Below are 22407 nucleotides of genomic sequence, written 5' to 3'. Positions count from 1 at the left end.
CAAGCATAAAATTAACCAATTGGCAACTGAAAACCAAAGGTAACGCCATTTTTATTTTCATTTTTCACCCAAATTTCCCCATTGTGTTTTAAAATGATCTGTTTACTAATGGCTAATCCTAAACCACTTCCCAAAGGCTTTACTGTGTTTTGATTTTTAGACTGGTAAAATTTATCAAAAATATAAGCTTTGTCTTCTGCAGGTATGGCTTTACCATTATTATGGATATAAACTAATAAATGAGTACTAACTACCTCGTAACTTATGGTAATAACTCCTTGGTCAGGCTTGCAAAACTTTATTGCATTAGACAAAAGGTTGGTCAATACTTGCAGAATCCTGTCTTCGTCGTATTGGGCAATAACAGATTGAAAAGATAAGCGTTTAATTTTAATATTATACTTTATTGCAATTTGATTAATACTCGATATGGAGGTGGTTAAAGAGGTGTTAAAGTCATGTTTTTTCTGGTTAAAATCCACTCGTCCATTGGCAATCTTTTCAAAGTCAAGGATATGGTTGATTAGCCTAGATAGTCTTTCCGAATCGTTAAGTATGTTCTTTAAAAACTTGTCTTTTATCTCGGTCGGCATATCTTCACTATCATCTATCAATAGCTCAGTGGCGGCTCGTATACCCGTGACAGGGGTTTTTAATTCATGTGAAACTGTATCTAAAAACTCATCTTTTTGGTGGTCTTTTTTAATTAACTCATCATTCATCTGCTGCAACTTTTCCGTCATTTTTGCTAGCGCTGTAGACTCTTGCGTTAATAATTTATTGTTGGTAATATTTTCTTTTGATTCTTCTAATATTTTTAATACTTCGACTAATGAAATTTCTTCTTCCTTAACAACGCTGGAAATTAGTATTTTAGCAGAAGAACCACCAATACTACCCGTTAGTAATTTTTCTGAGAAATTGATCAATCGGGCATCTGCCATTTGTGTATCTTGTGGCAAATCATACTTTTGAAAAAACAAGCTCAAGGCTCTTTCTGTCCTTTCATTGCCTAAAAACTTGATCAGTACATTTCTAATGTCAGCAACATATGCTTCTCCTTTCCAGACTAATGCATTATCCTGTAAGTCATTAAAGTTTTGACTATCGACAAACATTTCGGCATAATTTCGTTCTCGGTAATTCCCTTTTTGTGAGATAGAAACGATTAAATAGGTGAAAAGGTTAAAGAACATGCTCCAGAAAAAAGCATGGGCGTGTGGATTTAAAAAGTCAATACCAAATAAGGCATGAGGTTTTAGCATTTCTATCCCCAATGGTCCTTGGTCAATAAACTGATCATCTACGAAGTAGAGGTGCATTATTAAAGGTAAGATTAAGGTGTAAAATGTCACACAAAAACCAATTATTATTCCCCAAATGGCACCATTAGAAGACCCTCTGTTCCAGAATAACCCAATAAAAAAGGAAGGCCCTAACTGTGCAATAACCACAAAGGAGATTAGTCCAATTGAGATTAAGGAAGATTCTACCGAGAAGGTGATATAGAATAAATAAGCAGCCATGATAATCATAAAGATGGATACACGGCGAATGGCTTTGATATAAAAATCATTTTTTTCAGTTCTGCCTTTTACAAATTGCTCTAAAAACCCATAAGGAATAATAAGGTTATTACTAACCATGGTAGAAAGTGCAAGTGTAGAGACTACAACCATGGAGATTACGGCGGAGAAACCACCTAAAAAGACCAATAAAGCAAGAAAAGTATCACCATTTTGAAGCGGCATTAATAAGGCGTAATAATCAGGATTTCCGCTATCGCCTAGCTTAATGGTTCCTCCCCAAGCGATATAAATGACAAAAAGATTGAACAACAATAGGTAAAGCGGGAAAAGCCAAATGGCCTTTTTTAAATGTTTTTCTCGACTATTTTCTACGACAGATACCTGAAATTGTCGTGGCAACAAAAAGATAGCCATAAAAGAAAGGAAAATCATAAAGAACCAATTCATACCATCCTCTAAACCATTGAAATTGGTCAGACTAGAAAAATTTTCTTTTTGCGCTATTTGGCTCAAGATATCCTCTGTACCATTAAACAGGTAAAAAGTCACGTAAATACCAATAATTAAGAAGAATATTAGTTTTAGTATAGATTCAAAAGCAACCGAAGCTATAATTCCTTTATGGTTTTCAGAAGCATCTGTTTTTTGGGTACCGAAAAAAGTAGCAAAAATACCCAATAGAATAGCAATATAAAAGGTATGGTCACTCAATACATTGGTTACATCTACATTAGATTGTGTAGTCATGATGCCAAAGGAATCAGAAATTGCTTTTAACTGTAGTGCAATGTATGGCACCGTTCCCACTACACATATCAAGGTAATTAAAGCCCCTAAAAATCTATTATTGGCATAGCGTAACGAAATAAAATCGGCAATGGAAGATACTTTATGTTGTTTAGAAATACGGATGATTTTACGCATTAATACTATCCATAAAGGAAAAGCTATAACTGGACCTAAGTAAATTGGTAAAAAATCGAAGCCAGACTTTGCGGCAACACCGACGCTTCCATAATAAGTCCATGCGGAGCAGTATACTGCTAGAGAAAGCGTATAGATATAAGGGTTATTGACCCATTTACTCTTGGATTTTTTTTCGGCTAAATAAGCAATACCAAATAGTATTACCAAATAGAGAATAATAATGGAAACTAAGAGGAGGTTACTCATAATATTTTTTTAGAATAATATAGGAGGCAATAATAGAGAGTAACCAAAACAAAAAAATACCAAAATAGAGTAGCGGTATGCCAAAAACATGTACCGTTTGATTAAAAATAAGAATAAATGGGATGTTGAGTACAAAAAAAAGAATCACGGTGATCATCACCAATTTTTGCTCATGTCTTTTTTTCATATACAGGTTAAAAATAACAAAAAACGGCAATACTTATCGTATTGCCGTTTGCTTTTTTTAAAAAAACAATATTAATGACTAGAAGCTTCACCAGCTCCAGAAGGTATTCTGATATTTTCTACCATATCTTGCACTTCTTGTGGTGGTGCAGGAGTTATTCTTGAGATAACAACAGACACGGTAATGTTAACCAACATGGCTATGGTTCCAAATCCTTCAGGAGAGGTACCGAACCACCAATCTTCTTTTGGTAAGGGATCAAAGACACCCACTAACCCTGTTTTGTATACAATCATATAAAACAACATCAATGAAATTCCGACCACCATTCCGGCAATGGCACCTTCTTTGTTCATCCTTTTATCGAATATGCCTAAGACAATTGCAGGGAAGAAAGATGCTGCAGCTAGTCCAAATGCTAATGCTACTACCGCGGCGACGAAGCCGGGTGGATAGATACCAAATAAACCAGCGATTACGATAGCAACGAATATAGAAATTCTTGCCGCTAATAATTCTCCTTTATCCGAAATATCTGGCTTGATTTGTTTTTTAATTAAATCATGGGATATAGAAGTAGAAATAACTAAAAGTAGACCAGCTGCAGTAGACAATGCTGCTGCAACTCCACCTGCTGCCACTAAAGCAATCACCCAATTAGGCAAGTTTGCAATTTCTGGATTAGCCAATACCATAATATCTCTATCCACATATAATTCGTTGGCTTCTTTTAGGTTTGGGTTTGAAATTAATTTCTCCCCAAAGAAACCTCTTTCGCCATTAAAAATAGGCTTCTTTCCTTCCAAAGCACTACCGCTAACATATTGAATTACACCATCTCCATTTTTATCCGCCCAAGCAATCAAACCAGTATTTTCCCAGTTCTTAAACCATTGTGGCATTGCGCTGTACTCTTTATTACTTACCGTTTCAATTAAGTTTGTTCTTGCAAATACGGATACAGCAGGAGCAGTGGTGTATAAAATAGCAATAAACAATAAAGCTAAACCAGCAGACTTACGTGCATCTTTTACTTTAGGAACAGTGAAAAACCGAACAATTACGTGAGGAAGACCAGTAGTACCAACCATTAAAGCCATGGTGATAGCAAACACATCCCAAGTAGATTTTGATCCAGAAGTATACTCCTTAAAGCCCAATTGGGTGTGGAGAGTGTCTAATTTGTCCAGTAAATAAGTACCGTCATGCACTTTACCACCCATGCCCAATTGTGGGATTGGATTTCCGGTCATTTGCCAAGAAATAAAAATTGCAGGTACCATAAAAGCAAAAATAATAACACAGTATTGTGCTACTTGAGTATAGGTGATTCCTTTCATTCCGCCAATAAAAGCGAAAACCAAAACCACGATCATTCCAATAACTACACCCCAAACAATTTCCACTTGTAAGAATTGAGAGAATACAATACCTACACCACGCATTTGACCAGCAACATAGGTAAAGGAGACAATTAAGGCACAAATAACAGCTACAGTTCTTGCTGTATTGGAATAATATCTATCCCCAATAAAATCGGGAACCGTAAACTTTCCAAACTTTCTTAAATAAGGTGCTAGCAATAATGCCAATAGCACATAGCCACCAGTCCAGCCCATAAGATAGACAGAGCCGTCGTACCCAACAAAAGAAATAATTCCTGCCATGGAAATAAATGACGCAGCACTCATCCAATCTGCCGCTGTAGCCATCCCATTAGCTAAGGGAGATACGCCACCACCAGCTACGTAAAATTCTTTGGTTGAACCGGCTCTTGCCCAAATGGCAATTCCAAAATAAATAGTAAATGTAATCCCAACAAGGATCCATGTCCATACTTCTACACTCATAATATATATATTTTTAAATGAATATTTTTAAATTTAATGTGACTTTCTATTCGTCGTATCCGTACTTTTTGTCTAGGTTATTCATGAGTCTAACATAGACGAAGATGAGTACTACAAAGACATAGATTGAGCCTTGTTGCGCAAACCAGAATCCTAATTTGAATCCACCTATTTTAAAATTGTTGAGATAATCTTTGAATATAATTCCAGCGCCAAAGGAGACGAGAAACCAAATAGACAGTAAAATGATCAAATACTTTTTATTCTCCTTCCAATAAGCCGTAGCTTTTTCTTGTTTTTCCATAATATTATTAATTAATTGATAATTTTTTTATAGGTAAATCATTGCCTGTAATGTAAGCGTGTTAGTTTGTGTTGTCCCAAAAGTAGCGTTCATAAATTCTAAAGTAAGTTTAGAATTATGTCCACTCATATAAGCATTTACACCAACACCAATATTGTTTCTTGTATCGCTTACCGCATCATATGAATTCATAGCAAAAGAAACATAAGGTTGAAATCTCCCTCCTTTAATGTTTCCAGGGATAACGTAACCTACATGCCCATAAAGCATGCTTCCAGTTCCGTAAGCGCTATATAAATAATCATCCCCATAATCGTTTAATTGATAGGTGCCATAAAGTGACAAGGCCGCGCCATTATCGCCAACAGGTGTTTCGTAAAACACATCTCCAGAAAATAACATAACATTTTGTCCTTTTAAAGTACCTAAAGTATCGATCATAGAAACGGATCCATTTGGGTGTACAAAAAATCCTGCACCAATATTAAATACCTTTTTAGCACCTAGATAAGTCCCAACTTTAAAAGGTAAAAAATTAGACTCTTTGTCTAAAATTTGATATTCGAAGTAACCAGAATAGGCAAAAGAGGTTGATTTAGAACCCAATAATCTTTTACCGCCATATACTGTTAATCCTAATTGATCGGCATCTCTTGCATCTAATCCATTTGTAACGGCATCATTTATGGCAACACGATATTGTAATTTTCCAATGGCCCCTTTACCAAATATGCCCAAATGTCTTGCAAATTGGTCCGTTAGGCCTAAGGTTGACCAAGACTGACGATTGTTATCCATGGTCAACATATTCAATGTACTTTGATTATTCAATCTCGAAATACCATTAAAATAATGTAGTCCGCCGCCAATGGCATGGTTCTTGCCTAAACTATACTGTCCCCAGACATCATGAAAGAATAGCTGTGAAGCCGCAGAACTTCCAGTAGGACTCATGTTACTTGCTGAAAGACTATTTAGTCCAAAGTGGGTGAGTATTAAAAAACGATCGGTAATTTGGGAATACATTAATACACGGGCCCGTCTTAATTTTAAAGAGACATTGCTACTACTTGGTGCTACATTGTCAGAATAGATACCTTGGATTTGCGCCCATGAAATTAATCGAAAATACTTGGACCCGCTCTCATTGAGCTTGACCTTTAATCCGCCCGAGTATATATCGGGGGAAGTTTGTGCGAAAGTATATTGCCCTGCTAACATAGATAAACAAAGCAATATACTCCACCTGATTCTTTTTTTCTTCATAAAATTTAATAGTTAAACAATTAATAAATTTGTTTTTGTGTGCACTACTAAATTGAAGAAATTTTCTTATTAACAATAAAATAATATAGTTATATGTTAAAGGTATAGTTTTATAAGCCTTTGAATCGTTCCCATTTTATTAGCATAAACTTATCTCCTAGCTCTGTAACAATTACACCAGAGCCTTTTATATTTTTACTGTCTGTAAAGTATTTACCTAACTCTTCTGCATTTAATATTTTGTAGGTAGGGTGGTATTTACTGTTGATGGGACGTTTGATTTTGTATTTTTTTACCCAATTTAAGATACTCACATGAGAAACCCCTAAAATTCGTTCTATTTCACGATAAGTTAAGCCCTCTAAGTAGAGTTGTAAGGCTTTATTTACATAATAATCATCAATTTGCTTTCCCAGTTTACCGACCGTGAAGTAATAATTGCAAATTTTACACTTATAACGTTGCCGGCCTTTAATTACACCGCTTTTGATGAATTTGGTAGCATTACAATTTGGACAATTTTGAATGGGCATAGTCTAGGTAGGAATAGTAAATATACTAATTTAGCATAAATATATTAATTTAACAAAAAAAGTTAAATTTTTACCAATTTTGTAGGGTTATTGGTTAGCATATTATCGAAGGAAATGAATAAAAACAGGAAATGTAGACTTAAAATAGGGGAGACAATGCTTTGTGGTAAATATTATTTGTTTTCATTCTAAATAACTTGGTAGTTATTTAGAATTGTTCTAACTTAGCGGTATAGAAAACACCATCATGATGATAAATGATAAAATAAACAACGCAGGTAATACTAGTCCCCTTATAATAACAGGTGATGCTTGCGATAAAAAAAAGAAGTGTTGTAAAAAATGGAAAAAGGGAGATGCTTGTAAAAAGTGTCCAATGCACTAAACCTTCCAATGGTTATACAGCTGTGTTGTTTTAAGATTAAGCAATCTTAATATACCATACATTTTAAGATAAGGGAGTAATTAACAAGCCGTAATCGACTTGTTGTTTAAATAGAAGAGGGGTTAGTTATCTAGATTTAGATACATTTCAATTAATCCTTCTGGTGCTTTTAAATAGACAATTTCTTCGTCCCAATCAATTCGCTCAAAAAATCGATCTTGTTTTGGAATCAATATTTCTACTCCATTAAAATCAATTTCAAACATTGGATTTGTCTTATGGTCTAATATTTTGACAACATTACCTATTGGACCATGTTCATGATCTACGACTTTAAAACCTTCTACTTCGAAATGATAAAATTCATCCTCATCCAATTCGGGTAAAATGTCTAATGGCAAGTAAAGTTTTTTCTTTAAAAGTCTTTTGGCTTTTTGTTCACTGTTTACATCTTCAAATCGAACGACAGCAAAGCCTTTATTTCTAATTTGGATAGATTCAATAAAAAAAGGAACCAATATATTGTCGATTTCGACAAATACTGATTCCAAATTTTTGAATTCTTTAGGGTCGTCCACATCTAAAAAAATAGATACTTCTCCCTTAAAGCTATGTAAGCGAGCAATGCTACCTAAGTTGAAGCAATCCTCCTTCTCAAACATATTTATTCTTCTTCTTCACTTGCTGCTGGTTCTTCTTCAACAGGTGGTGTGTTTTTAGCAGCGATTTCTTTTTCTCTAGCTTCGTTAACTTCTTTTTCAGCAGCGTGTATTTTCGCTAATTCAGCAGAAGAACTGCTTGATAAACCGTCTTTTTTAGCTTGGATTTTTTCTGCTTTTTGTGCAGTCCATGCTTCAAATTTCGTTGCTACATCTGCTTCAGTCAAAGCACCTTTTGCTACACCATTAATTAAATGGTTTTTGTATAAAGCACCAGTGTAAGATAAAATAGCTCTCATTGTATCGGTTGGTTGTGCACCAGTTTGTAACCAAGAAACAGCTTTTTCAATATCTAAATCGATAGTTGCTGGGTTAGTCACTGGATTATACGTTCCAATTCTTTCAATGTAACGACCATCTCTTTTTGCTCTTGAATCTGCAATAACAATGTGGTAAAAAGGTTTTCTTTTTTTACCGTGTCTTTGTAATCTAATTTTTGTTGCCATAATGGATTATAGTTGGAGTACGAAACCCCGGTTAATAATTATTTAAGTGTGCAAAGATAATACTTTTTTTTGAAACCAAGTGCTGCTATTTCTTACTTAATCTCGCAGTCACATTCATTTTCACCTTGAATTTGTTTAATACGGGTTCTGTTTTCCCCAATCTCGTAGGTCACTTGATAGTTTTTCCCTTGATATTCAGTGTTTACTATATAGACTTTATTGATAAGGTTGGGGATGTTAGGTGTTTCTATTTTTTTTGATTTTTTATGTATGGTTTCTAAACTATCTAAAGGAATCTGGTAGCATGTTGCTTGGCAATCAATAATTGGGTAATAAGAAAAGGAATGCGACTCAATAATACTAAAAATAATCTTTTTTGGTAAAACTAATGGTTTTTTTAATTGGTTAGAAAGGGTAGACTTGCATTGGATGTTAGGAGAACTAACACCAATAATTTCTGAATAACCTTGGTTATTGCTAGATTCGAACAATTGAAACCAAACTTTTAAATCATTTTCTCCTTCAATTAAATAGATTTTATGATCGAGGTGTGTTTCACTTTCGCCAAAATTCACATCCCCGCTATTATTTAAAATGTCATATATTGGTTGTGCATCATCCGAAAGGCAGTTTAGTAACTGGGCTACACTGTCGCCAACTACGATATTGTTTTCAGCAATGACACTTTTTACACGGTTACCAGGTAACCATGCGCAACCCCTTTGACCGAAAAAGAATGCTACTGCTACAACGCCAATGAGAAATCCTATTAAATAATATTTAATTCTGTTTTTAAACTTATCCATGGTAAACCAATACTTTTTTGCAAATGTATTGGTTTTAACTAGAGATTACTTGATTTCTTTCATTTTTTTGAATCGCTAAAAAAAATAATAAATATGAAATTATTTTGAGAGTTATTGTATATTTGGATGTAATAAAATCCATGTTAAGGAAAGTAAGCAGTAAATTATGAGAAAAATAATAGCCCTATTTAAAAGATTATTTAGAATTGGATCCGCAGAGGCCAATTCTTTAGTCGATAAATTTGAGAACCCAATAAAAATGACGGAGGAAGGTATTCGTGATTTAAAAACAAACCTATCCAATGCATTAACTGCAATGGCGGAAGTAAAAGCTTTGGCAATTCGTTCTAAAAATGATGCAAATACAGCCAGTGAGAAAGCAGCAGAATATGAAAAGAAAGCGGTGTTGTTATTGAAACGTGCAGAAAAAGGAGAAATAGAAGTTGCGGAAGCAGACCGTTTAGCGAGTGAATGTTTGGTGCAAAAAGAAGCATTAACGGAAGCTGCTGAAGCAAATAAAAAAGACCAATTGAAGTTTGAAGGACATGTTAATAAGTTAGATGGAAATATCGACGACTTAAAATCGAACATTAAAAAATATGAAAACGAGCTTAAAACTTTAAAAGCGAGAGCAAAAGTTTCTACTGCGACCAAAAACATCAATAAAGAATTAGCAAATGTAGATGCTTCTTCCACGGTTTCTATGTTAGAAAGAATGAAAGAAAAAGTAGCACAAGAAGAAGCTTTAGCGGAATCTTATGCAGATATTGCTGCTGAAAGTACTTCTATTGATGCCGAAATTGATAAAGCATTGTCTTCTGGAACAGCAGAAACAAAAGCTTCTGAAAGCTTAACAGCTTTAAAGGCTAAAATGGGCTTGAACTAATTCATGTCCTTTTAAAAAATTAAATACCCATTTGAAAAATCCGTACCTCGTGCGGATTTTTCTTGTTAAACTCTTTCATGAAAAAAAAATGTTTTCTTTTATTCTTCTTATATAGTCAAATTGGCTTATTCGCACAAGATAAATTCACCACCTTAAATTTTGAGGAATTAAAAAACTACGACGAAATTGATGGATTTTTTAACGATAGTTTAATAAAAGATTACGCCGTTTTTTTTACAGGTGAAAATCACGCTTATGCAGATGTAAATGCAGAAACGGAGTTTAAAATGCTTGTTTATCTGCACGAGAAACATAAAGTAAATCACTTTTTATTTGAACAAGGTCCTGCAATAGGATACATTATCAATAAAATAACCCTAGAAAATAATTTAGATTTTGGTTTTTATTTAAAAGACCGGTTTTACGAAGCCTACTTTAAACTCGTGAAGAATATTACGAAGTACAACGAGAGTCAACCTGATAGTTTAAAGATAATAACCCATGGTATTGATGTGGAACGTTTTCCTGCATATGCCATTTTTGCACTGAATCAAATTGTAGATAGTATTTCTACCGTAGGGGAAACCGGAAGAATTTATGAATCCATAAAAGCATTAGGTACCTCTGAATTTAAAGATGGTATGCCTGATGATATTTACAATAGTGGTGGTACCCGTTTTAACTTAAATGGTAATGTGATTGATGCTTGGTCGACTTTTAATACCATTATATATGATGTAAACCGGTTGACCGATTCCTTAAAGATAGAGTTGGGGGAGGAATATCCCATTTTTAAGGATATCATTGAAAGTTTAGAAGAAGGACACCAATGGTATCATGAGGAAAGGAATGGTGATTTAACCGGACCGATTACAAGAGAACGGTTTATGATTGGCCAATTTGATAAACTGACCAAAAGATACGATCAGCCAAAGTTTTACGGACAATTTGGACGTTGTCATTTACATTCTAATAAAAAAGCAAAACGTTGTTATTCTTACGACATGGCATCCATTGCTAAAAGAATTGGGGAATTGCAAGATGGCTTTTATAAAGACAAGGTTTTAACTATCCCTATGCTATACAAATCCTATAACTCGTACGATAAATCTATGATTGAAAGTTTGGGACTTGATTATCGTTTTGATTTGAAAAACAAAATGTATTTGATTGATATTGATTATTTAAAAGGGAACAACCCACTGGTTGGTTTTAGTAATACCATTCAGTATGTATTTGTAAATACGTATAATCCATCTGGATTTGAAGAGGAGTATGACTTTAATGTACATTTAGAAGAGGTACATGTTGGTGCCGCAGTAGGCGTTCGATATTTAAATAAATTGAATGGATTAAATTTTGAATTGGTCAATGCAGGTGTTGGAACATTTGCCACAAGTAATACCATTTATAGTATTGGGTTAAATTATTACGATTTGAACGCCACAGGAATGCATCTTTCGTATGACTTTATGCCCGCGATTAGTAATGGTGACCGTTTTACACTTTCTGCAAAATCTTTTACTTTTGGAAATTCCTACCCAATGGGAAATGAGTTTTTTTTATTTACTGCTGGTCTAAAATATACCTATGGCATGTATTATTTATTGGAAACAACGAGTAATTTATCTCCCAATTTAATTCAGTCGGATGCGCAGAATGTAACGGTGTATAAAAATGATGTATTTTTATTGGACCCGAATGTAGAGATTCGCTTTACCCTGCCTTTAATTAGTATCAATGCCCGAGCTGGATATTCTTTTGATGTGTCTGGGAAATATTGGAAGTTAGATGGTAAAATGCGTGATTTTACGAAGACTAGTTTTACTTCTCCTTATTTTATGATTGGGGCAAGTTTAAATTTTAAATCTAAGTATTAAATACCTTATTTATTAAACGGACTGCAACCAAAACATGGCTTCTGTTTCATTTTTAAATATTTTTACAGCCTTACTTTTAAAAGTAGTAGCATACGTTTTAAGCACTAAACGAATGGATAAATTATTAGTAACAAAAGCAATGGCGCTAGGATGTACTCTTGCCATTTCACAAGTATGGTCTTCTTTTATATCTAAGAAGGCATTCTCATTAAATACAACTAATTTTTTGAGGGGTTGTTCTTCACTTAGTATAAGGTAAGATTGGTAACTATCCCATAAATCAGTAATGGATGAAATGGTGTTATCTAAGAATTCAGTCCTTACGATATTATTAGTTATTAAGTCGGTTATATTGGTCCTTTGTTTTATAATAGTAGTCATATTTATATTGATTTACTATGCATGCATAGCAATAATTTAATGCAAAGATAGGTCATAATCCTTCAAGAAAAAATATTAATAACTATTTAACAGTTTTTTAACGGAAATTCACAGTTCAAATGTGTGAACACATTTTCCCAAAATGCAGGAAATTTGGCATTAATTACCAGTGGTCTTTCAGTAATTGGATGAATAAAGGATAAGGTTTTAGCGTGCAAGAATAAATTAGAACAAGCAAACTTTTCAATAAACATATGGTTGTGGTGTCGGTTTCCATATTTAGGATCTCCAATTATCGGATGGCTAAATTTATTCATGTGTTTACGCAATTGATGCATTCTACCAGTAGTAGGTTTTAAACTTAAAATAGTATAACGCGCCGCATCATAAGGTTGCACAGGAATAGGGACTTCAAAACTATGCAAAGGTTTGTATGCAGTGAAAGCTTCTTTGTATTCAATAGCTTCATCAGCCCGAATGGGACTATCTATACTACCGGCTTCGGTTACAAAACCGCGTACTAAGGCGACATATTGTTTGGTAATTTTATGCTCCGCAAACAAGGTCTGCATTTTAGGAATAACGGTCTTGTCCTTTGCAAAAATAATCAGTCCAGACGTCTTGCGGTCGAGACGGTGAATAGGATGAAGACTTTTACCGGCCTCCTTATTTACCCATTGACATAGGGAAACTTCATCTAAATTACGGGCATAGTTGGAATGATGCACGATTAAATTACTGGGTTTGTTAATGATTTTAAACCACGCGTCTTCAAATACAGTTCCTATCTCCATTTCGCGGATGAAGATAGGAAGTATTTAAATTATTTATACAGATTTAAGCCACTTTAATGCTTCTGCTTTGTTTTTGAATATTTTGTGGTTTCTGCTGTCCTTACTGGTAGCGTAATAGTATTCTACAATTAATCTGTTTGCTAAACTATTAGGGACTATGGCTTCCGCAATGGGTAAAACATAGTCCTTATTAGCTTTAAACGCGCCATCAAAATCGAAATACGTGTTTTCATCTAATTCTATCAGTACCTTTATTGGTACATCAAGTGAATGTTCCTTCATTTCTTTTCTAATGTCTGCTATATCTTCGTCACGGAAAACATTCGATTTTTTAAAATGAACATGTACTGTATGCTCTTCTATTAAATCCACATTAAATTTTATGGAATTCTTACTTATTATCATAAATATCAGGTTTACTATGTACGCATAACAATATTAATGCCATAAATTATTCAAAATAAAATAATATTTACTCATCTGTATTACAGTATGTTATTGGTTACTTAGTGTTATTGATAAACATTAAGTTGAAAAATAGACAAGCAAATTGTAACTTATTGGGAAGTTAAGACACTAACTTAATAGAACCCAATTGATAGATGTCGAAAAAAGCACAACATAAATTTTTAGCCTTATACGAACCGGTCCACGATCGTTTCGAAAGATTCTGTCGGGCGAGGGTTTATGGAGAGTTGGATTATAAAGATTTAATAAACGATACTTTATTGATTGGTTTTGAAAAAATAGACCACTTAAAAACCGAAAATTCCTTTTTATCCTTTCTCTGTGGGATTGCCATTAAAATACTGGCCAATCAAAACAGAAAAAACAAGCCAGATAGCTTGAACGATTTGGAGAGTTTAAAAATGGAGTGGGTGGACCAAGGTGCGAATACAGAAGCTGCCATTAATGCAACATTATTATATGAAGCCATGGCATTGTTACCCGTTAAACAAAAAGAATGCTTGATATTATTTGAAATTTCAGGCTTTAGCATTAAAGAAATTATGGATTTACAGCAGAGCAGTGAATCGGCGATTAAACAAAGACTAAAAAGAGGAAGAGAAAAGTTAAAGGCCTTACTTAGTTTTGAGTCGGTTCATCAAAGAGGGGAGGTTAAGGCATGAAAGAGCAAGAAGAAAATTTATTAGATAATTTATTCGATTCTGCGCGAAATGCAGCACCTGAATATACTTTTAAGGAGACTAAAAAAGCCTTTTTAAGTGCAGCCGTTATTGGTGCTGCGGTCTTGGGACTAAAAACCATTACGAGTTCAATATTAAAAACTAAATTTTTTATTATGACCATTACAACCGCAACAATTATTACCAGTGCAGTCGTTATTTATAACACATCAGTCGCTGAACCAAGCAATATCCCTTCAAATCACCTATCAAATGAAGGGAATACTAAAAACCTGGTCATGGCCATGCCAGCTCCCGACTTATTTAAAGCAGTAGCGCCAAAAACCATTATGGGTGTAGAACCAGATGACACGACCAAGCAAATAGAGGCTGAAGCAGTGATTGAAAAAGAAATGAAGATTTTACAATTGAGCCAAGCGCTCCATTTAGATTCCTTAATTGGGGTCATGAGTAATATTAATATTCATGAAACAGGCAAGGGGGACCATAAAAAAATGATCATTACTAGTGGAACAGATACCATTATGATGCAAAACGTCAATGAATTAACCAGTGAAATAGAATCGGCCTTACGTTTGGCACAAGTGGAATTGGATGGGCAGCTTTTAGCGCTTGAAGGAATGCTGGAAGAAGATTTAGCCGCTTTACGCATAGATGTTGAAGCAGCAAAGGAAGCTTCAAAAGAAATTATTGAACAAGAATATTTTTCCAATCAAAGTACCCATAACACAAGCACCAATCTTTTTCCTGAAGCTGAATTAAACAAAGTTGCTTTTGTGATCAATGAAAATACGGATACAGATGAACTGGCTAAGATACGTGACCAAGCCGTAGCTGCAGGAATTGACTTTGTTTATACCGCGAAAGTGAAAAGGAATGAGATTAAAAAATTGGACTTAAATATGAAGTTAGAAGACGAAGAAGGTAATTCAAAACAGTCCCAATTTCACATTACAAAATCAAAGGGCGAAGTGTTTTCAATCACTTTGGCTTGGTACGAAAACGAAAAAGGAGAGGCGGTAGCATTCTCTAAATCAAAAGACAAAAAAAAAAATTGTAAGTGTAATTAAGCTTTAAAGATTTTTCATAGGTGTAAAGAACCGTCCCGCAGTGTGTAGCATAGTGGCGGTTCTTTTTTTATTGGCAGAATCTAGAGCCTAGATACTAGAAACTAGATGCTAGACTTATCCAGAGGTTTTTTTTATGTTCAGGAAATTTATTAGGAACAATTATTTGACTTGCAATTGAAACTTTAGCGTTTTATAAACAAATTACTAATAAGTACATAGTAATGAGTAGCTAGTATTGAGACAATTTTATTTTTTGATACTAATTGCTAGAGACTAAAGACTAGTGACTAGAAGCTAAGTTTTTTGTTTTTCACTGCATACAATGAAAGCTCATATTTTTCGTTAATTCCACGATTTGACATTTTACAGAAACCTTTTACAAGTGATTGCCTTTTTGTGTATTCTGCCCTTTATTTGGGGGATATACAGCATGATCAATGGTTTTGAAGTGGTTGGACGGGCAGGAGCGGGGGTCGTTATTTTATGGGGAGTGATTGGTTTTTTTATGAGTCTAATCGCCATACTTTTACTGATAAAACACGACAAACATTATGGTCTACCTGCCAATTCCTGGCATTATCTTATTTTTCAAATCTATTTGTCCATTGCCTTGTTATTGTTTATCATTGGCGGCGTTTTACTCGGTATCGTTTTATTATTTGCTGGAATGGATGATTATCAATTGTAGGTAATAAAAAGTATTAAGTAGTTTTACTCAAACAGAAGATTAGAGCATTAATGTTTATGAAAATCAAAAATAAGAAATGGATTGACTTGCTTAAAAATACAGCACTTTTAAATAGCTTACCACTAATTATTTTCTGTTTAGATTTGTGGTTCAAGTTCCAATGGTTGAATCATTTAAATATGCTTCAGAAGTATAAATACGCTTTATTGTTTTTCATCATTAGCCTGGTTTTGTATAGTCTCAGCATACGTATTAGTTATCAGCTAGATGTTGCAGTGAGTAATAGGGGACATGTTATACTACTCTGTTATCTTTTTGCCATGCCAGTTTTAATAGGAGTCTATGTATATATAGCGATAATTACTGAGATTGTTTCAATGGTTGGATAAACAGTATAAGGTTTAAGTCAATTTTGAAATGCACTTGATTTAAGGCATTATTATTGTTATATTCGCTTAGTAACAAGCTGTATATCATATGAAAAAAAACATATTTTTCACCCTTATATTGTTGGTGATTTTGATGCCTGCATGCATAAAAAGCGGCGCTAATTTTAAGTTAGACCAATATGAGTATGCTGCTGGGGAACAGTTGGCCATCACCAATCTATCGAAGAGTGATACCTGGTTAGTTAAAAACTCCAAAAATCAGATAATGGATACCTTAAATGGTAAACATCCGCAGTATACCATTAGTTTATTGACTGGAAATGGGGAATACTCAATTACTTTGTATGATAATAGTTTTGAGCTTAAAAGGGACATTGGTGCGAAAAAGAAATTTTTAATCAAGACTTTTAGAACTACAAAAACTATCATAGAATATGATGAAAAATCAAGTGCATTAGTGTACATAGACGGTACATATTTTGGACAAACTGATGAAGAAGGAACGCTAGAATGTAGTATTCCAAATGGTGTTAGAATTATAGATTTACATTTTGGAAGTAAAATCATTTCAAAAACTTTCACGGTCAACAGCACTGGAAGCGACTATTATTATTTTTATTAAGGAGTTACGGATTCACTGAATGGGTGATGTACTAAATACTTCTATTTAACATAATATAAATTATAGGCTAAATCAGCATGAATCTAAAACTATTAGTTCATGCGCTTATCGCAACTATAATGTCTATTATGTATAAATAGATTTAAATACATCAAACCCCTGAGAATCTCGTAAACGATTTTAATCCTTGATAATTTCCTTCTGATCAAATTCTGAGAATTATATGGTATGCTAATCACGCCTATAATTTGTCGTTATGCAAAATTGCCGCACAGCCTTAAACAAATTGCTTTATAAAATTTAAGCTTGAAAATAATCTTAAATTTTACGCACAATAGCCAACGCTGGCCAGCGCACAAAAAGCTCACATCTGCACTAAAAATGAAATTTTGAGTATTTGAGTATAATCCTGCACGAAAAGTTTTCATAGCATGCTCGTCAACCGTCTGCAACAGTATAAAATTTCTTTTCAAGTAAATTTCTATACCCTTGCTTGGTTTCTATACATAACTAGGCTATTTTTTGTGTTCAAATTAAAGCTAGGCGTTAGTATTATGATAAATAGAACAATATCCAAGTATTTGTTATACAGGATGTATGCCTTCACTAGTCATCCATTCTATTGCACTATTGAGTCTGTCTTTAGTATATTTCGCTTTGTCTTTATGCCATGAATAGAATTTTTTAATTATCATTTCATTATTAACTAGACCTCTACTATCAATAATTTCTTTCCAACAAGCAAAAATAGTTGCAACAATTTCAATTTGATCAGTTCTGAAAAATTTAAATTTTTCCAATAAAAAGTCAATATCTGTTATTTCATTTTTAAAGTACTTACTATACCAATCTCTATGACCTCCTACATTTTCTAAAGGTTTGTATTTCACGTATTCATTGGAATCGTACTGATACCATTTATTTAATTTAAACTGCTTATCAATTGATCTCATTAGTTTAGGATCATATGGGCCCATTGCCTGCTTTAAAAAGTTTGTATGTAATCTCATACCGGTTGTGTGCTGACATAAATACATTATTTTCTGCAGTTTAAGATGGCCAAGAGTTGGTTCGGTATAAAGTTTAAAAACTATTTCTGCTGCCAAAACTGTTCGTTTGTGGTAGTCAATTTTGGAAATTTTAGTATTACTACTCTTAATGTTATCAAATATCTTCTTTGGATCAATTTTTTCTTCATCTCCGACAAATTGATAGCCTTTAAATACTTCGTCAAAAGCTTTTAATTCCTTCTCGTTTTCGGGGAATCCAAATCCTATAGATCCAAACAATTTATCAATATTAGAATTCTTCATCTGATAGTTCTTTTGTTAAATTCATAGCTTCAAGATAAATGTTTACTTTATCATTAGCTTCTTTTTTATAGCCTCTTACAGTTGTTTGTTTAACTCCACCTAAGTGTTCCCTTAACTCATTCTGTAATTGTTTTGATAGATTACAACCATTCCTCTCATGTTGCTTATAAGTTAAATAAACAGCTCTGTGAGCTGGGGAAAGTGACTCAATAGCTCTAAGTCTTATTTCGTCTTCTATACACAATTTAATATTTGGTAATGGAGGTAAATCCGTTATGATTCTTTCAGAACCATCATAATAATGACCACGTTTCTTTTTCTCTTCTAATCTATAATAATTTGTTAATTCATTTTTCGAAATGGCATATAAATATAATTTAAAAGCAGCATCAATAGACGTTAAACTAGATTTTTCAATTTTAAAGTCACCCTTTTGAGCATATCTCGCAAAGGTAGCTTCAGAAATTTGTTCAGCCACATTAATATCATGTCCAAATCTCTTACAAGTAATTTCACATTTGCAAAGAAGATCTTTTCTAAATCTATAACAAAGACTATAAAACGCTCCTTCCCTTACACTCTCTTCTTCAGCCTTACTTTGAAATAGCTTAATTAGAGTAGCTGTGTCTTCGTTTTCAAACTTTTTCCAATTTTCCATCAAGGGGTTTCACTTAGTATACGCAAAAGCGTTGGTTACGCTTTTGCGTAATGTTAACGAGTGCTTACGCATAAAACTAATAATTATTTTAAAAAAAACAAACAATTAAACATTTAAAAGCGAATTAGTTAAAGTTTAACTTCTTCTATCGTTTTTATGATTAATGTTTTTGTTTTTTAATGAAAGGAGGTGTATAATAATGGCAAAGGATAGTGAAGGTAGAAAGTATAATAGGATACCCGGACATACCAAAAAAGTTGGTGGAAAAACGATAAAAGTTAAACCACATGTTAGAAGTAACAGAAAAGATAGTAAAGGAAGTTAGTACTTTCTTACTAAGCGAAACCTTACCGCTTTGGAATAAGGAAATGTATTAATTAAATAGAATATTTTATGAAAAATAATTACTCTAATAAAGCAGAAATTTGCTACAAAAATACTTGTGCAAAATTCTATAACAAAAATGCTAATATAATTACGGCTGTAGTTGCATTAGCAGTTTTTGCAGTAGGTATGTCTGCGGTCTCTAAGACCTTAAAATAAATAATACCTAGCCAGTTCAAAATGGACTGGCTATTTTTTAAATCACATAAAAAAACAATAAATGAATTTTTTACATTACGAATTAAATCTTGAAAGCAATAATTGTGTTCAAGTATCACTAGACAATCAAGCTAATGTACAATTGTTAGATTCCTCTAATTTCCAAAATTATAAAAATGGGAGAAAATTTAATTATTTTGGTGGATTGGCTAAACGATCTCCATATAGAATCACCCCGCCACACTCAGGAAAATGGCATTTAGTAATAGATACAGGAGGATATTCTGCATCCGTGAAAGCTTCCGTTCAAGTAATTTAATATAAAATATATGTTTGATTTTAGCAAAGAGAAAATAGAAATCAATTGTCCATCATGTAACAGTGTTTTAGCTGTTACTTTTGGTCAAATTTCCAAAGAAGATTCAGTTTCATGTAAATCTTGTAAAAACAAGATAAAGTTAATTGATAAAAATAATGTAGGAAAGAAAATAGATAAGTCATTACGAGACTTGGAGAAGACCTTAAAAAATTTTGGTAGTTGATTAATTTCTAATTGAATAATTATGAAAGATCCTTTTTTTCTAGTTGGTTCTCTTTCAATTTTCATAAGGATTTACGTTTAGATATTGTAGAATATCTAAACGTATATGTAATTCTCGTTATTTAAAATTACCACATAGCTTTTCACACTCTACTTTTTGCACAAACTAAGTGACAATTCACTAGCGTGATATATTTTTCATAATTATACACTGTATCGCGACACTATGTCGCGATTTATGTCGCGATTTCTATTTTCATATAAGTCCGTCTGTTTATCGCGACATAATGTCGCAATCATTGTCGCGATACTTCATAATAAGTTGCAGGCCCCGATCCTTTACGCAAGATCAACCCAAGTTCAACCATTCTCTTTAAATGCCGCTCTGCCTTCTTTTTATCGAAACTAAAATGAGTTTCATATTGCGCACGAGTTACTTTACCTTTAGTTCGGACAAGTTCAAAGCCCACTAGTTCTTCCTCATTTAATTCTTTAGTTTTGGAAATAGAATCCATCACAGCTTCAACAGTTCGAGGAAAGGTTACTACAATGTTCTCATTCTTATAGTCAATAATAGGTATAGGAAGGTCATACACTTTCCACAAGCTCCTATATGTGTCCATGCCTAAAGCAGACTCTTCCATCAAATCCATTTCATTGAAAACAAAAGCCAATTTTTTATTCCGACTATAAGAGTTTGCTGTAAAATTTCTCATAGCTTCAATAGTAATTGGATAGTATGGTTTACCTGGACTTTTGACAATTATCTTGTCACTAAAGATCTCTAATGAAATCTTAGCACCATCTAAAGAATAATCACGGTGAATCATTGCATTAATTATAGCTTCACGTATTACTTCTGGCGGAAATTCTGAGACTTGTTTTGCTTTAAATTTACTTCGGTCAATACTAGAAGGCAAAACTTTATTCAACCATTCTTCAATTTGATTCGGAATTAATACCAAAGCATCATCAAACGTTTCTGTGCCAACTTTACTTGAACTAAAGTGCACTTTAGCCTTAATAGCAGCTTGCGGAAATTTATTTCTTGGCCTCTTACCAAATAATAAAATGGCATTTCCTGAAGGAAAATATGAATTACTTTTATCATTAAATTCTAAAAGTCCCATTTCTTTAAGCTCCTGTTTAAATTCTTCAGAACTTACGTTTAAATTAAGATTTGAGTCGTCTGCGAACTTTTGAAGAGCTTCTATACTAAGACTGCTCATATTCGTTTCAGCTGCTTTCTGATCAAGAATGAGAGAGTTTTTCTGTCTATTATTAATTTCTTTTTCTTTTTGAGCTTCTCGATTTTTTATGCTGGCCCAGGTCATAAATTCTTTGTTTGCCTCCTCTATTTCTTTATGAAATTCAGGTGAAAATTGATGTACATGAACCCCATTTACTTCCAAGTGATCAATTCCACCATGGTTTACAGTAGGATTTTTATCTTCAATTCCATACCAAACATCAGAAATACGTGCATTACTAATCCGTTTAGCACAGCTTACTTTAGGAGTATTCCTTGCTCCTGGAGCACATGGTTCTAATGTCGCGAAAATCCAACATCCAGATAAATCTTTATGTCTATTCTTTTTGTCCATAACCGTATATTCGGCGTGATCACCCTCTCTGAACTCTCCCCGATAAGCAGTATCAAAAGTTCCATCCGGAAAAACAAGTACAGCTCCCACGTGAGGGCTGGGGTTATCTTTGCTTCGTTCAACAATAGAACTCTTCATGATGTCGACTGCTATCTGCATGTAATATTTAGGATCTTTTCTTTTATCTTTCTTTTCAACTGATTTTTCACTTCTTTTATATTCTTTAAAGTCCATAATACCGTCATCTGAAATATGAAATGTACCAAAATCTTTTAAAGCGAATGAATTGTTCTTTAGCAAGCTATTTTGAATTTCACTAACAAAGGCATTTGTCAAATTTTGAGCTGAACTTTTGCTAATACTTTCTGCTTTAGAAATAAAGTCTACTAAGTTGCCATCATTGAAAGATAAATGAGGATTGAAAACAATCTTATTTGTTTTACTTTCAAGCATTAAAGCGCCAATTGAAGGTAGAATTACAAATAATTGTTCATCCAATATTCGTTTTATATGCTTTGAAAATTTTGATGATCTTAAGTTTGTTTTATCTATCATTTCAATTTAAATTATAAGTCAATACATTCTTTAACAACCCATTTTTAAGTTACCTGTTTCCAATACCATATACTATTCATAGACTACTGAAATAAATCCTAGCAATTTTTACTAACAATTTTTTTACTAGTTTACAA

25 protein-coding genes are annotated in these 22407 nt (G+C 33.4%); 10 read left to right on the top strand and 15 right to left on the bottom strand.

From position 1 onward, the window contains the following. Window positions 1–11: 11 nt before the first annotated feature. The 9 genes from DNU06_RS07150 to DNU06_RS07110 form a co-directional block, all read right to left on the bottom strand. Entirely contained in the window at window positions 12–2702 is a 2691-nt protein-coding gene (locus DNU06_RS07150; RefSeq protein ID WP_111062558.1) for a sodium:solute symporter family transporter, read from the bottom strand. Beyond that, entirely contained in the window at window positions 2695–2889 is a 195-nt protein-coding gene (locus tag DNU06_RS18025) for a hypothetical protein (RefSeq protein WP_111062557.1), read from the bottom strand. The genes DNU06_RS07150 and DNU06_RS18025 overlap by 8 nt, the downstream gene beginning before the upstream one ends. A gap of 71 nt (window positions 2890–2960) precedes the next feature. Further along, on the bottom strand, window positions 2961–4739 hold the full coding sequence (locus tag DNU06_RS07140) for a sodium:solute symporter family protein (protein ID WP_111062556.1): 1779 nt from the start codon (window positions 4737–4739) through the stop codon (window positions 2961–2963). Window positions 4740–4785: 46 nt separating this feature from the next. After that, window positions 4786–5043: a DUF4212 domain-containing protein gene (locus DNU06_RS07135; RefSeq protein ID WP_111062555.1), complete on the bottom strand. Its 258-nt coding sequence runs from the start codon at window positions 5041–5043 to the stop codon at window positions 4786–4788. A 27-nt stretch (window positions 5044–5070) separates the two neighbouring features. Next, window positions 5071–6309: a hypothetical protein gene (locus DNU06_RS07130; protein WP_111062554.1), complete on the bottom strand. Its 1239-nt coding sequence runs from the start codon at window positions 6307–6309 to the stop codon at window positions 5071–5073. Window positions 6310–6419: 110 nt separating this feature from the next. After that, the gene (locus DNU06_RS07125; RefSeq protein WP_111062553.1) at window positions 6420–6842 is read right to left on the bottom strand and encodes an IS1/IS1595 family N-terminal zinc-binding domain-containing protein; all 423 of its coding nucleotides are present in this window, start codon (window positions 6840–6842) and stop codon (window positions 6420–6422) included. 507 nt (window positions 6843–7349) lie between these two features. After that, window positions 7350–7889: a ribosome maturation factor RimM gene (rimM, locus tag DNU06_RS07120; RefSeq protein WP_111062552.1), complete on the bottom strand. Its 540-nt coding sequence runs from the start codon at window positions 7887–7889 to the stop codon at window positions 7350–7352. A gap of 2 nt (window positions 7890–7891) precedes the next feature. Then, a complete protein-coding gene (locus DNU06_RS07115) occupies window positions 7892–8392 on the bottom strand; it encodes a 30S ribosomal protein S16 (protein ID WP_111062551.1) in 501 nt (166 codons plus the stop codon). Between the two features lie 92 nt (window positions 8393–8484). Beyond that, window positions 8485–9198, bottom strand: coding sequence for a hypothetical protein (locus tag DNU06_RS07110; RefSeq protein WP_111062550.1), 714 nt, complete (start codon window positions 9196–9198; stop codon window positions 8485–8487). 178 nt (window positions 9199–9376) lie between these two features. Between DNU06_RS07110 and DNU06_RS07105 the strand changes: the two genes are divergently transcribed. Both DNU06_RS07105 and DNU06_RS07100 read left to right on the top strand, forming a co-directional pair. Beyond that, a complete protein-coding gene (locus tag DNU06_RS07105) occupies window positions 9377–10084 on the top strand; it encodes a PspA/IM30 family protein (RefSeq protein WP_111062700.1) in 708 nt (235 codons plus the stop codon). Between the two features lie 77 nt (window positions 10085–10161). After that, window positions 10162–11964, top strand: a complete 1803-nt coding sequence (locus tag DNU06_RS07100; RefSeq protein WP_111062549.1) for a hypothetical protein — start codon at window positions 10162–10164, stop codon at window positions 11962–11964. 12 nt (window positions 11965–11976) lie between these two features. On the opposite strand, the gene DNU06_RS07095 is transcribed toward DNU06_RS07100, so the two are convergent. The 3 genes from DNU06_RS07095 to DNU06_RS07085 form a co-directional block, all read right to left on the bottom strand. After that, a complete protein-coding gene (locus DNU06_RS07095; protein ID WP_111062548.1) occupies window positions 11977–12345 on the bottom strand; it encodes a hypothetical protein in 369 nt (122 codons plus the stop codon). An 86-nt stretch (window positions 12346–12431) separates the two neighbouring features. After that, on the bottom strand, window positions 12432–13139 hold the full coding sequence (locus DNU06_RS07090) for a pseudouridine synthase (protein WP_111062547.1): 708 nt from the start codon (window positions 13137–13139) through the stop codon (window positions 12432–12434). A gap of 33 nt (window positions 13140–13172) precedes the next feature. Further along, the gene (locus tag DNU06_RS07085) at window positions 13173–13544 is read right to left on the bottom strand and encodes a DUF7793 family protein (RefSeq protein WP_111062546.1); all 372 of its coding nucleotides are present in this window, start codon (window positions 13542–13544) and stop codon (window positions 13173–13175) included. A 197-nt stretch (window positions 13545–13741) separates the two neighbouring features. On the opposite strand from DNU06_RS07085, the gene DNU06_RS07080 reads away from it, so the two are divergent. The 4 genes from DNU06_RS07080 to DNU06_RS07060 all read left to right on the top strand — a co-directional run bounded on the left by DNU06_RS07080 (window position 13742) and on the right by DNU06_RS07060 (window position 17056). Continuing rightward, the gene (locus DNU06_RS07080; RefSeq protein WP_111062545.1) at window positions 13742–14269 is read left to right on the top strand and encodes an RNA polymerase sigma factor; all 528 of its coding nucleotides are present in this window, start codon (window positions 13742–13744) and stop codon (window positions 14267–14269) included. Further along, window positions 14266–15357 (top strand): hypothetical protein, encoded by a 1092-nt coding sequence (locus DNU06_RS07075; protein ID WP_111062544.1) that lies wholly within the window; start codon window positions 14266–14268, stop codon window positions 15355–15357. The genes DNU06_RS07080 and DNU06_RS07075 overlap by 4 nt, the downstream gene beginning before the upstream one ends. 355 nt (window positions 15358–15712) lie before the next feature. After that, window positions 15713–16045: a hypothetical protein gene (locus DNU06_RS07070; protein ID WP_146239177.1), complete on the top strand. Its 333-nt coding sequence runs from the start codon at window positions 15713–15715 to the stop codon at window positions 16043–16045. 477 nt (window positions 16046–16522) lie between these two features. Continuing rightward, window positions 16523–17056, top strand: a complete 534-nt coding sequence (locus DNU06_RS07060; RefSeq protein WP_111062541.1) for a hypothetical protein — start codon at window positions 16523–16525, stop codon at window positions 17054–17056. 584 nt (window positions 17057–17640) lie between these two features. On the opposite strand, the gene DNU06_RS07055 is transcribed toward DNU06_RS07060, so the two are convergent. Further along, window positions 17641–18369, bottom strand: coding sequence for a hypothetical protein (locus DNU06_RS07055; protein WP_111062540.1), 729 nt, complete (start codon window positions 18367–18369; stop codon window positions 17641–17643). Next, window positions 18356–19027: an RNA polymerase sigma factor gene (locus tag DNU06_RS07050; protein ID WP_111062539.1), complete on the bottom strand. Its 672-nt coding sequence runs from the start codon at window positions 19025–19027 to the stop codon at window positions 18356–18358. The genes DNU06_RS07055 and DNU06_RS07050 overlap by 14 nt, the downstream gene beginning before the upstream one ends. Window positions 19028–19226: 199 nt before the next feature. Between DNU06_RS07050 and DNU06_RS18095 the strand changes: the two genes are divergently transcribed. From DNU06_RS18095 to DNU06_RS17740, 4 genes are all read left to right on the top strand, one after another. Continuing rightward, on the top strand, window positions 19227–19352 hold the full coding sequence (locus DNU06_RS18095; RefSeq protein WP_262510044.1) for a hypothetical protein: 126 nt from the start codon (window positions 19227–19229) through the stop codon (window positions 19350–19352). A 68-nt stretch (window positions 19353–19420) separates the two neighbouring features. Beyond that, on the top strand, window positions 19421–19570 hold the full coding sequence (locus DNU06_RS18020; protein WP_233502978.1) for a hypothetical protein: 150 nt from the start codon (window positions 19421–19423) through the stop codon (window positions 19568–19570). Between the two features lie 61 nt (window positions 19571–19631). Then, window positions 19632–19889 carry a DUF1883 domain-containing protein gene (locus DNU06_RS07045; RefSeq protein WP_111062538.1) on the top strand — a complete coding sequence of 86 codons (258 nt, stop codon included), beginning with the start codon at window positions 19632–19634 and terminating at the stop codon, window positions 19887–19889. Between the two features lie 10 nt (window positions 19890–19899). Then, window positions 19900–20112 (top strand): hypothetical protein, encoded by a 213-nt coding sequence (locus DNU06_RS17740; protein ID WP_146239176.1) that lies wholly within the window; start codon window positions 19900–19902, stop codon window positions 20110–20112. A 295-nt stretch (window positions 20113–20407) separates the two neighbouring features. Here DNU06_RS17740 and DNU06_RS07035 read toward each other — a convergent pair whose 3' ends face one another. Further along, the gene (locus DNU06_RS07035; RefSeq protein WP_111062536.1) at window positions 20408–22270 is read right to left on the bottom strand and encodes an ATP-binding protein; all 1863 of its coding nucleotides are present in this window, start codon (window positions 22268–22270) and stop codon (window positions 20408–20410) included. Window positions 22271–22407: the final 137 nt, after the last annotated feature.

It is taken from the genome of Putridiphycobacter roseus, assembly GCF_003234935.1.
GTDB classification, from domain to species: Bacteria; Bacteroidota; Bacteroidia; order Flavobacteriales_D; family Crocinitomicaceae; genus Putridiphycobacter; species Putridiphycobacter roseus.
This window is presented reverse-complemented; position numbering and strand designations above follow the sequence as displayed.

Excerpts from the sequence above, each read along its gene's own strand:
- DNU06_RS07150 (WP_111062558.1), bottom strand. The coding sequence starts at position 2,702 with ATGAGTAACCTCCTCTTAGTTTCCATTATTATTCTCTATTTGGTAATA.
- DNU06_RS18025 (WP_111062557.1), bottom strand. The coding sequence starts at position 2,889 with ATGAAAAAAAGACATGAGCAAAAATTGGTGATGATCACCGTGATTCTT.
- DNU06_RS07140 (WP_111062556.1), bottom strand. The coding sequence starts at position 4,739 with ATGAGTGTAGAAGTATGGACATGGATCCTTGTTGGGATTACATTTACT.
- DNU06_RS07135 (WP_111062555.1), bottom strand. The coding sequence starts at position 5,043 with ATGGAAAAACAAGAAAAAGCTACGGCTTATTGGAAGGAGAATAAAAAG.
- DNU06_RS07130 (WP_111062554.1), bottom strand. The coding sequence starts at position 6,309 with ATGAAGAAAAAAAGAATCAGGTGGAGTATATTGCTTTGTTTATCTATG.
- DNU06_RS07125 (WP_111062553.1), bottom strand. The coding sequence starts at position 6,842 with ATGCCCATTCAAAATTGTCCAAATTGTAATGCTACCAAATTCATCAAA.
- rimM (WP_111062552.1), bottom strand. The coding sequence starts at position 7,889 with ATGTTTGAGAAGGAGGATTGCTTCAACTTAGGTAGCATTGCTCGCTTA.
- DNU06_RS07115 (WP_111062551.1), bottom strand. The coding sequence starts at position 8,392 with ATGGCAACAAAAATTAGATTACAAAGACACGGTAAAAAAAGAAAACCT.
- DNU06_RS07110 (WP_111062550.1), bottom strand. The coding sequence starts at position 9,198 with ATGGATAAGTTTAAAAACAGAATTAAATATTATTTAATAGGATTTCTC.
- DNU06_RS07100 (WP_111062549.1), top strand. The coding sequence starts at position 10,162 with ATGAAAAAAAAATGTTTTCTTTTATTCTTCTTATATAGTCAAATTGGC.
- DNU06_RS07095 (WP_111062548.1), bottom strand. The coding sequence starts at position 12,345 with ATGACTACTATTATAAAACAAAGGACCAATATAACCGACTTAATAACT.
- DNU06_RS07090 (WP_111062547.1), bottom strand. The coding sequence starts at position 13,139 with ATGGAGATAGGAACTGTATTTGAAGACGCGTGGTTTAAAATCATTAAC.
- DNU06_RS07085 (WP_111062546.1), bottom strand. The coding sequence starts at position 13,544 with ATGATAATAAGTAAGAATTCCATAAAATTTAATGTGGATTTAATAGAA.
- DNU06_RS07080 (WP_111062545.1), top strand. The coding sequence starts at position 13,742 with ATGTCGAAAAAAGCACAACATAAATTTTTAGCCTTATACGAACCGGTC.
- DNU06_RS07075 (WP_111062544.1), top strand. The coding sequence starts at position 14,266 with ATGAAAGAGCAAGAAGAAAATTTATTAGATAATTTATTCGATTCTGCG.
- DNU06_RS07060 (WP_111062541.1), top strand. The coding sequence starts at position 16,523 with ATGAAAAAAAACATATTTTTCACCCTTATATTGTTGGTGATTTTGATG.
- DNU06_RS07055 (WP_111062540.1), bottom strand. The coding sequence starts at position 18,369 with ATGAAGAATTCTAATATTGATAAATTGTTTGGATCTATAGGATTTGGA.
- DNU06_RS07050 (WP_111062539.1), bottom strand. The coding sequence starts at position 19,027 with ATGGAAAATTGGAAAAAGTTTGAAAACGAAGACACAGCTACTCTAATT.
- DNU06_RS18095 (WP_262510044.1), top strand. The coding sequence starts at position 19,227 with ATGGCAAAGGATAGTGAAGGTAGAAAGTATAATAGGATACCCGGACAT.
- DNU06_RS18020 (WP_233502978.1), top strand. The coding sequence starts at position 19,421 with ATGAAAAATAATTACTCTAATAAAGCAGAAATTTGCTACAAAAATACT.
- DNU06_RS07045 (WP_111062538.1), top strand. The coding sequence starts at position 19,632 with ATGAATTTTTTACATTACGAATTAAATCTTGAAAGCAATAATTGTGTT.
- DNU06_RS17740 (WP_146239176.1), top strand. The coding sequence starts at position 19,900 with ATGTTTGATTTTAGCAAAGAGAAAATAGAAATCAATTGTCCATCATGT.
- DNU06_RS07035 (WP_111062536.1), bottom strand. The coding sequence starts at position 22,270 with ATGATAGATAAAACAAACTTAAGATCATCAAAATTTTCAAAGCATATA.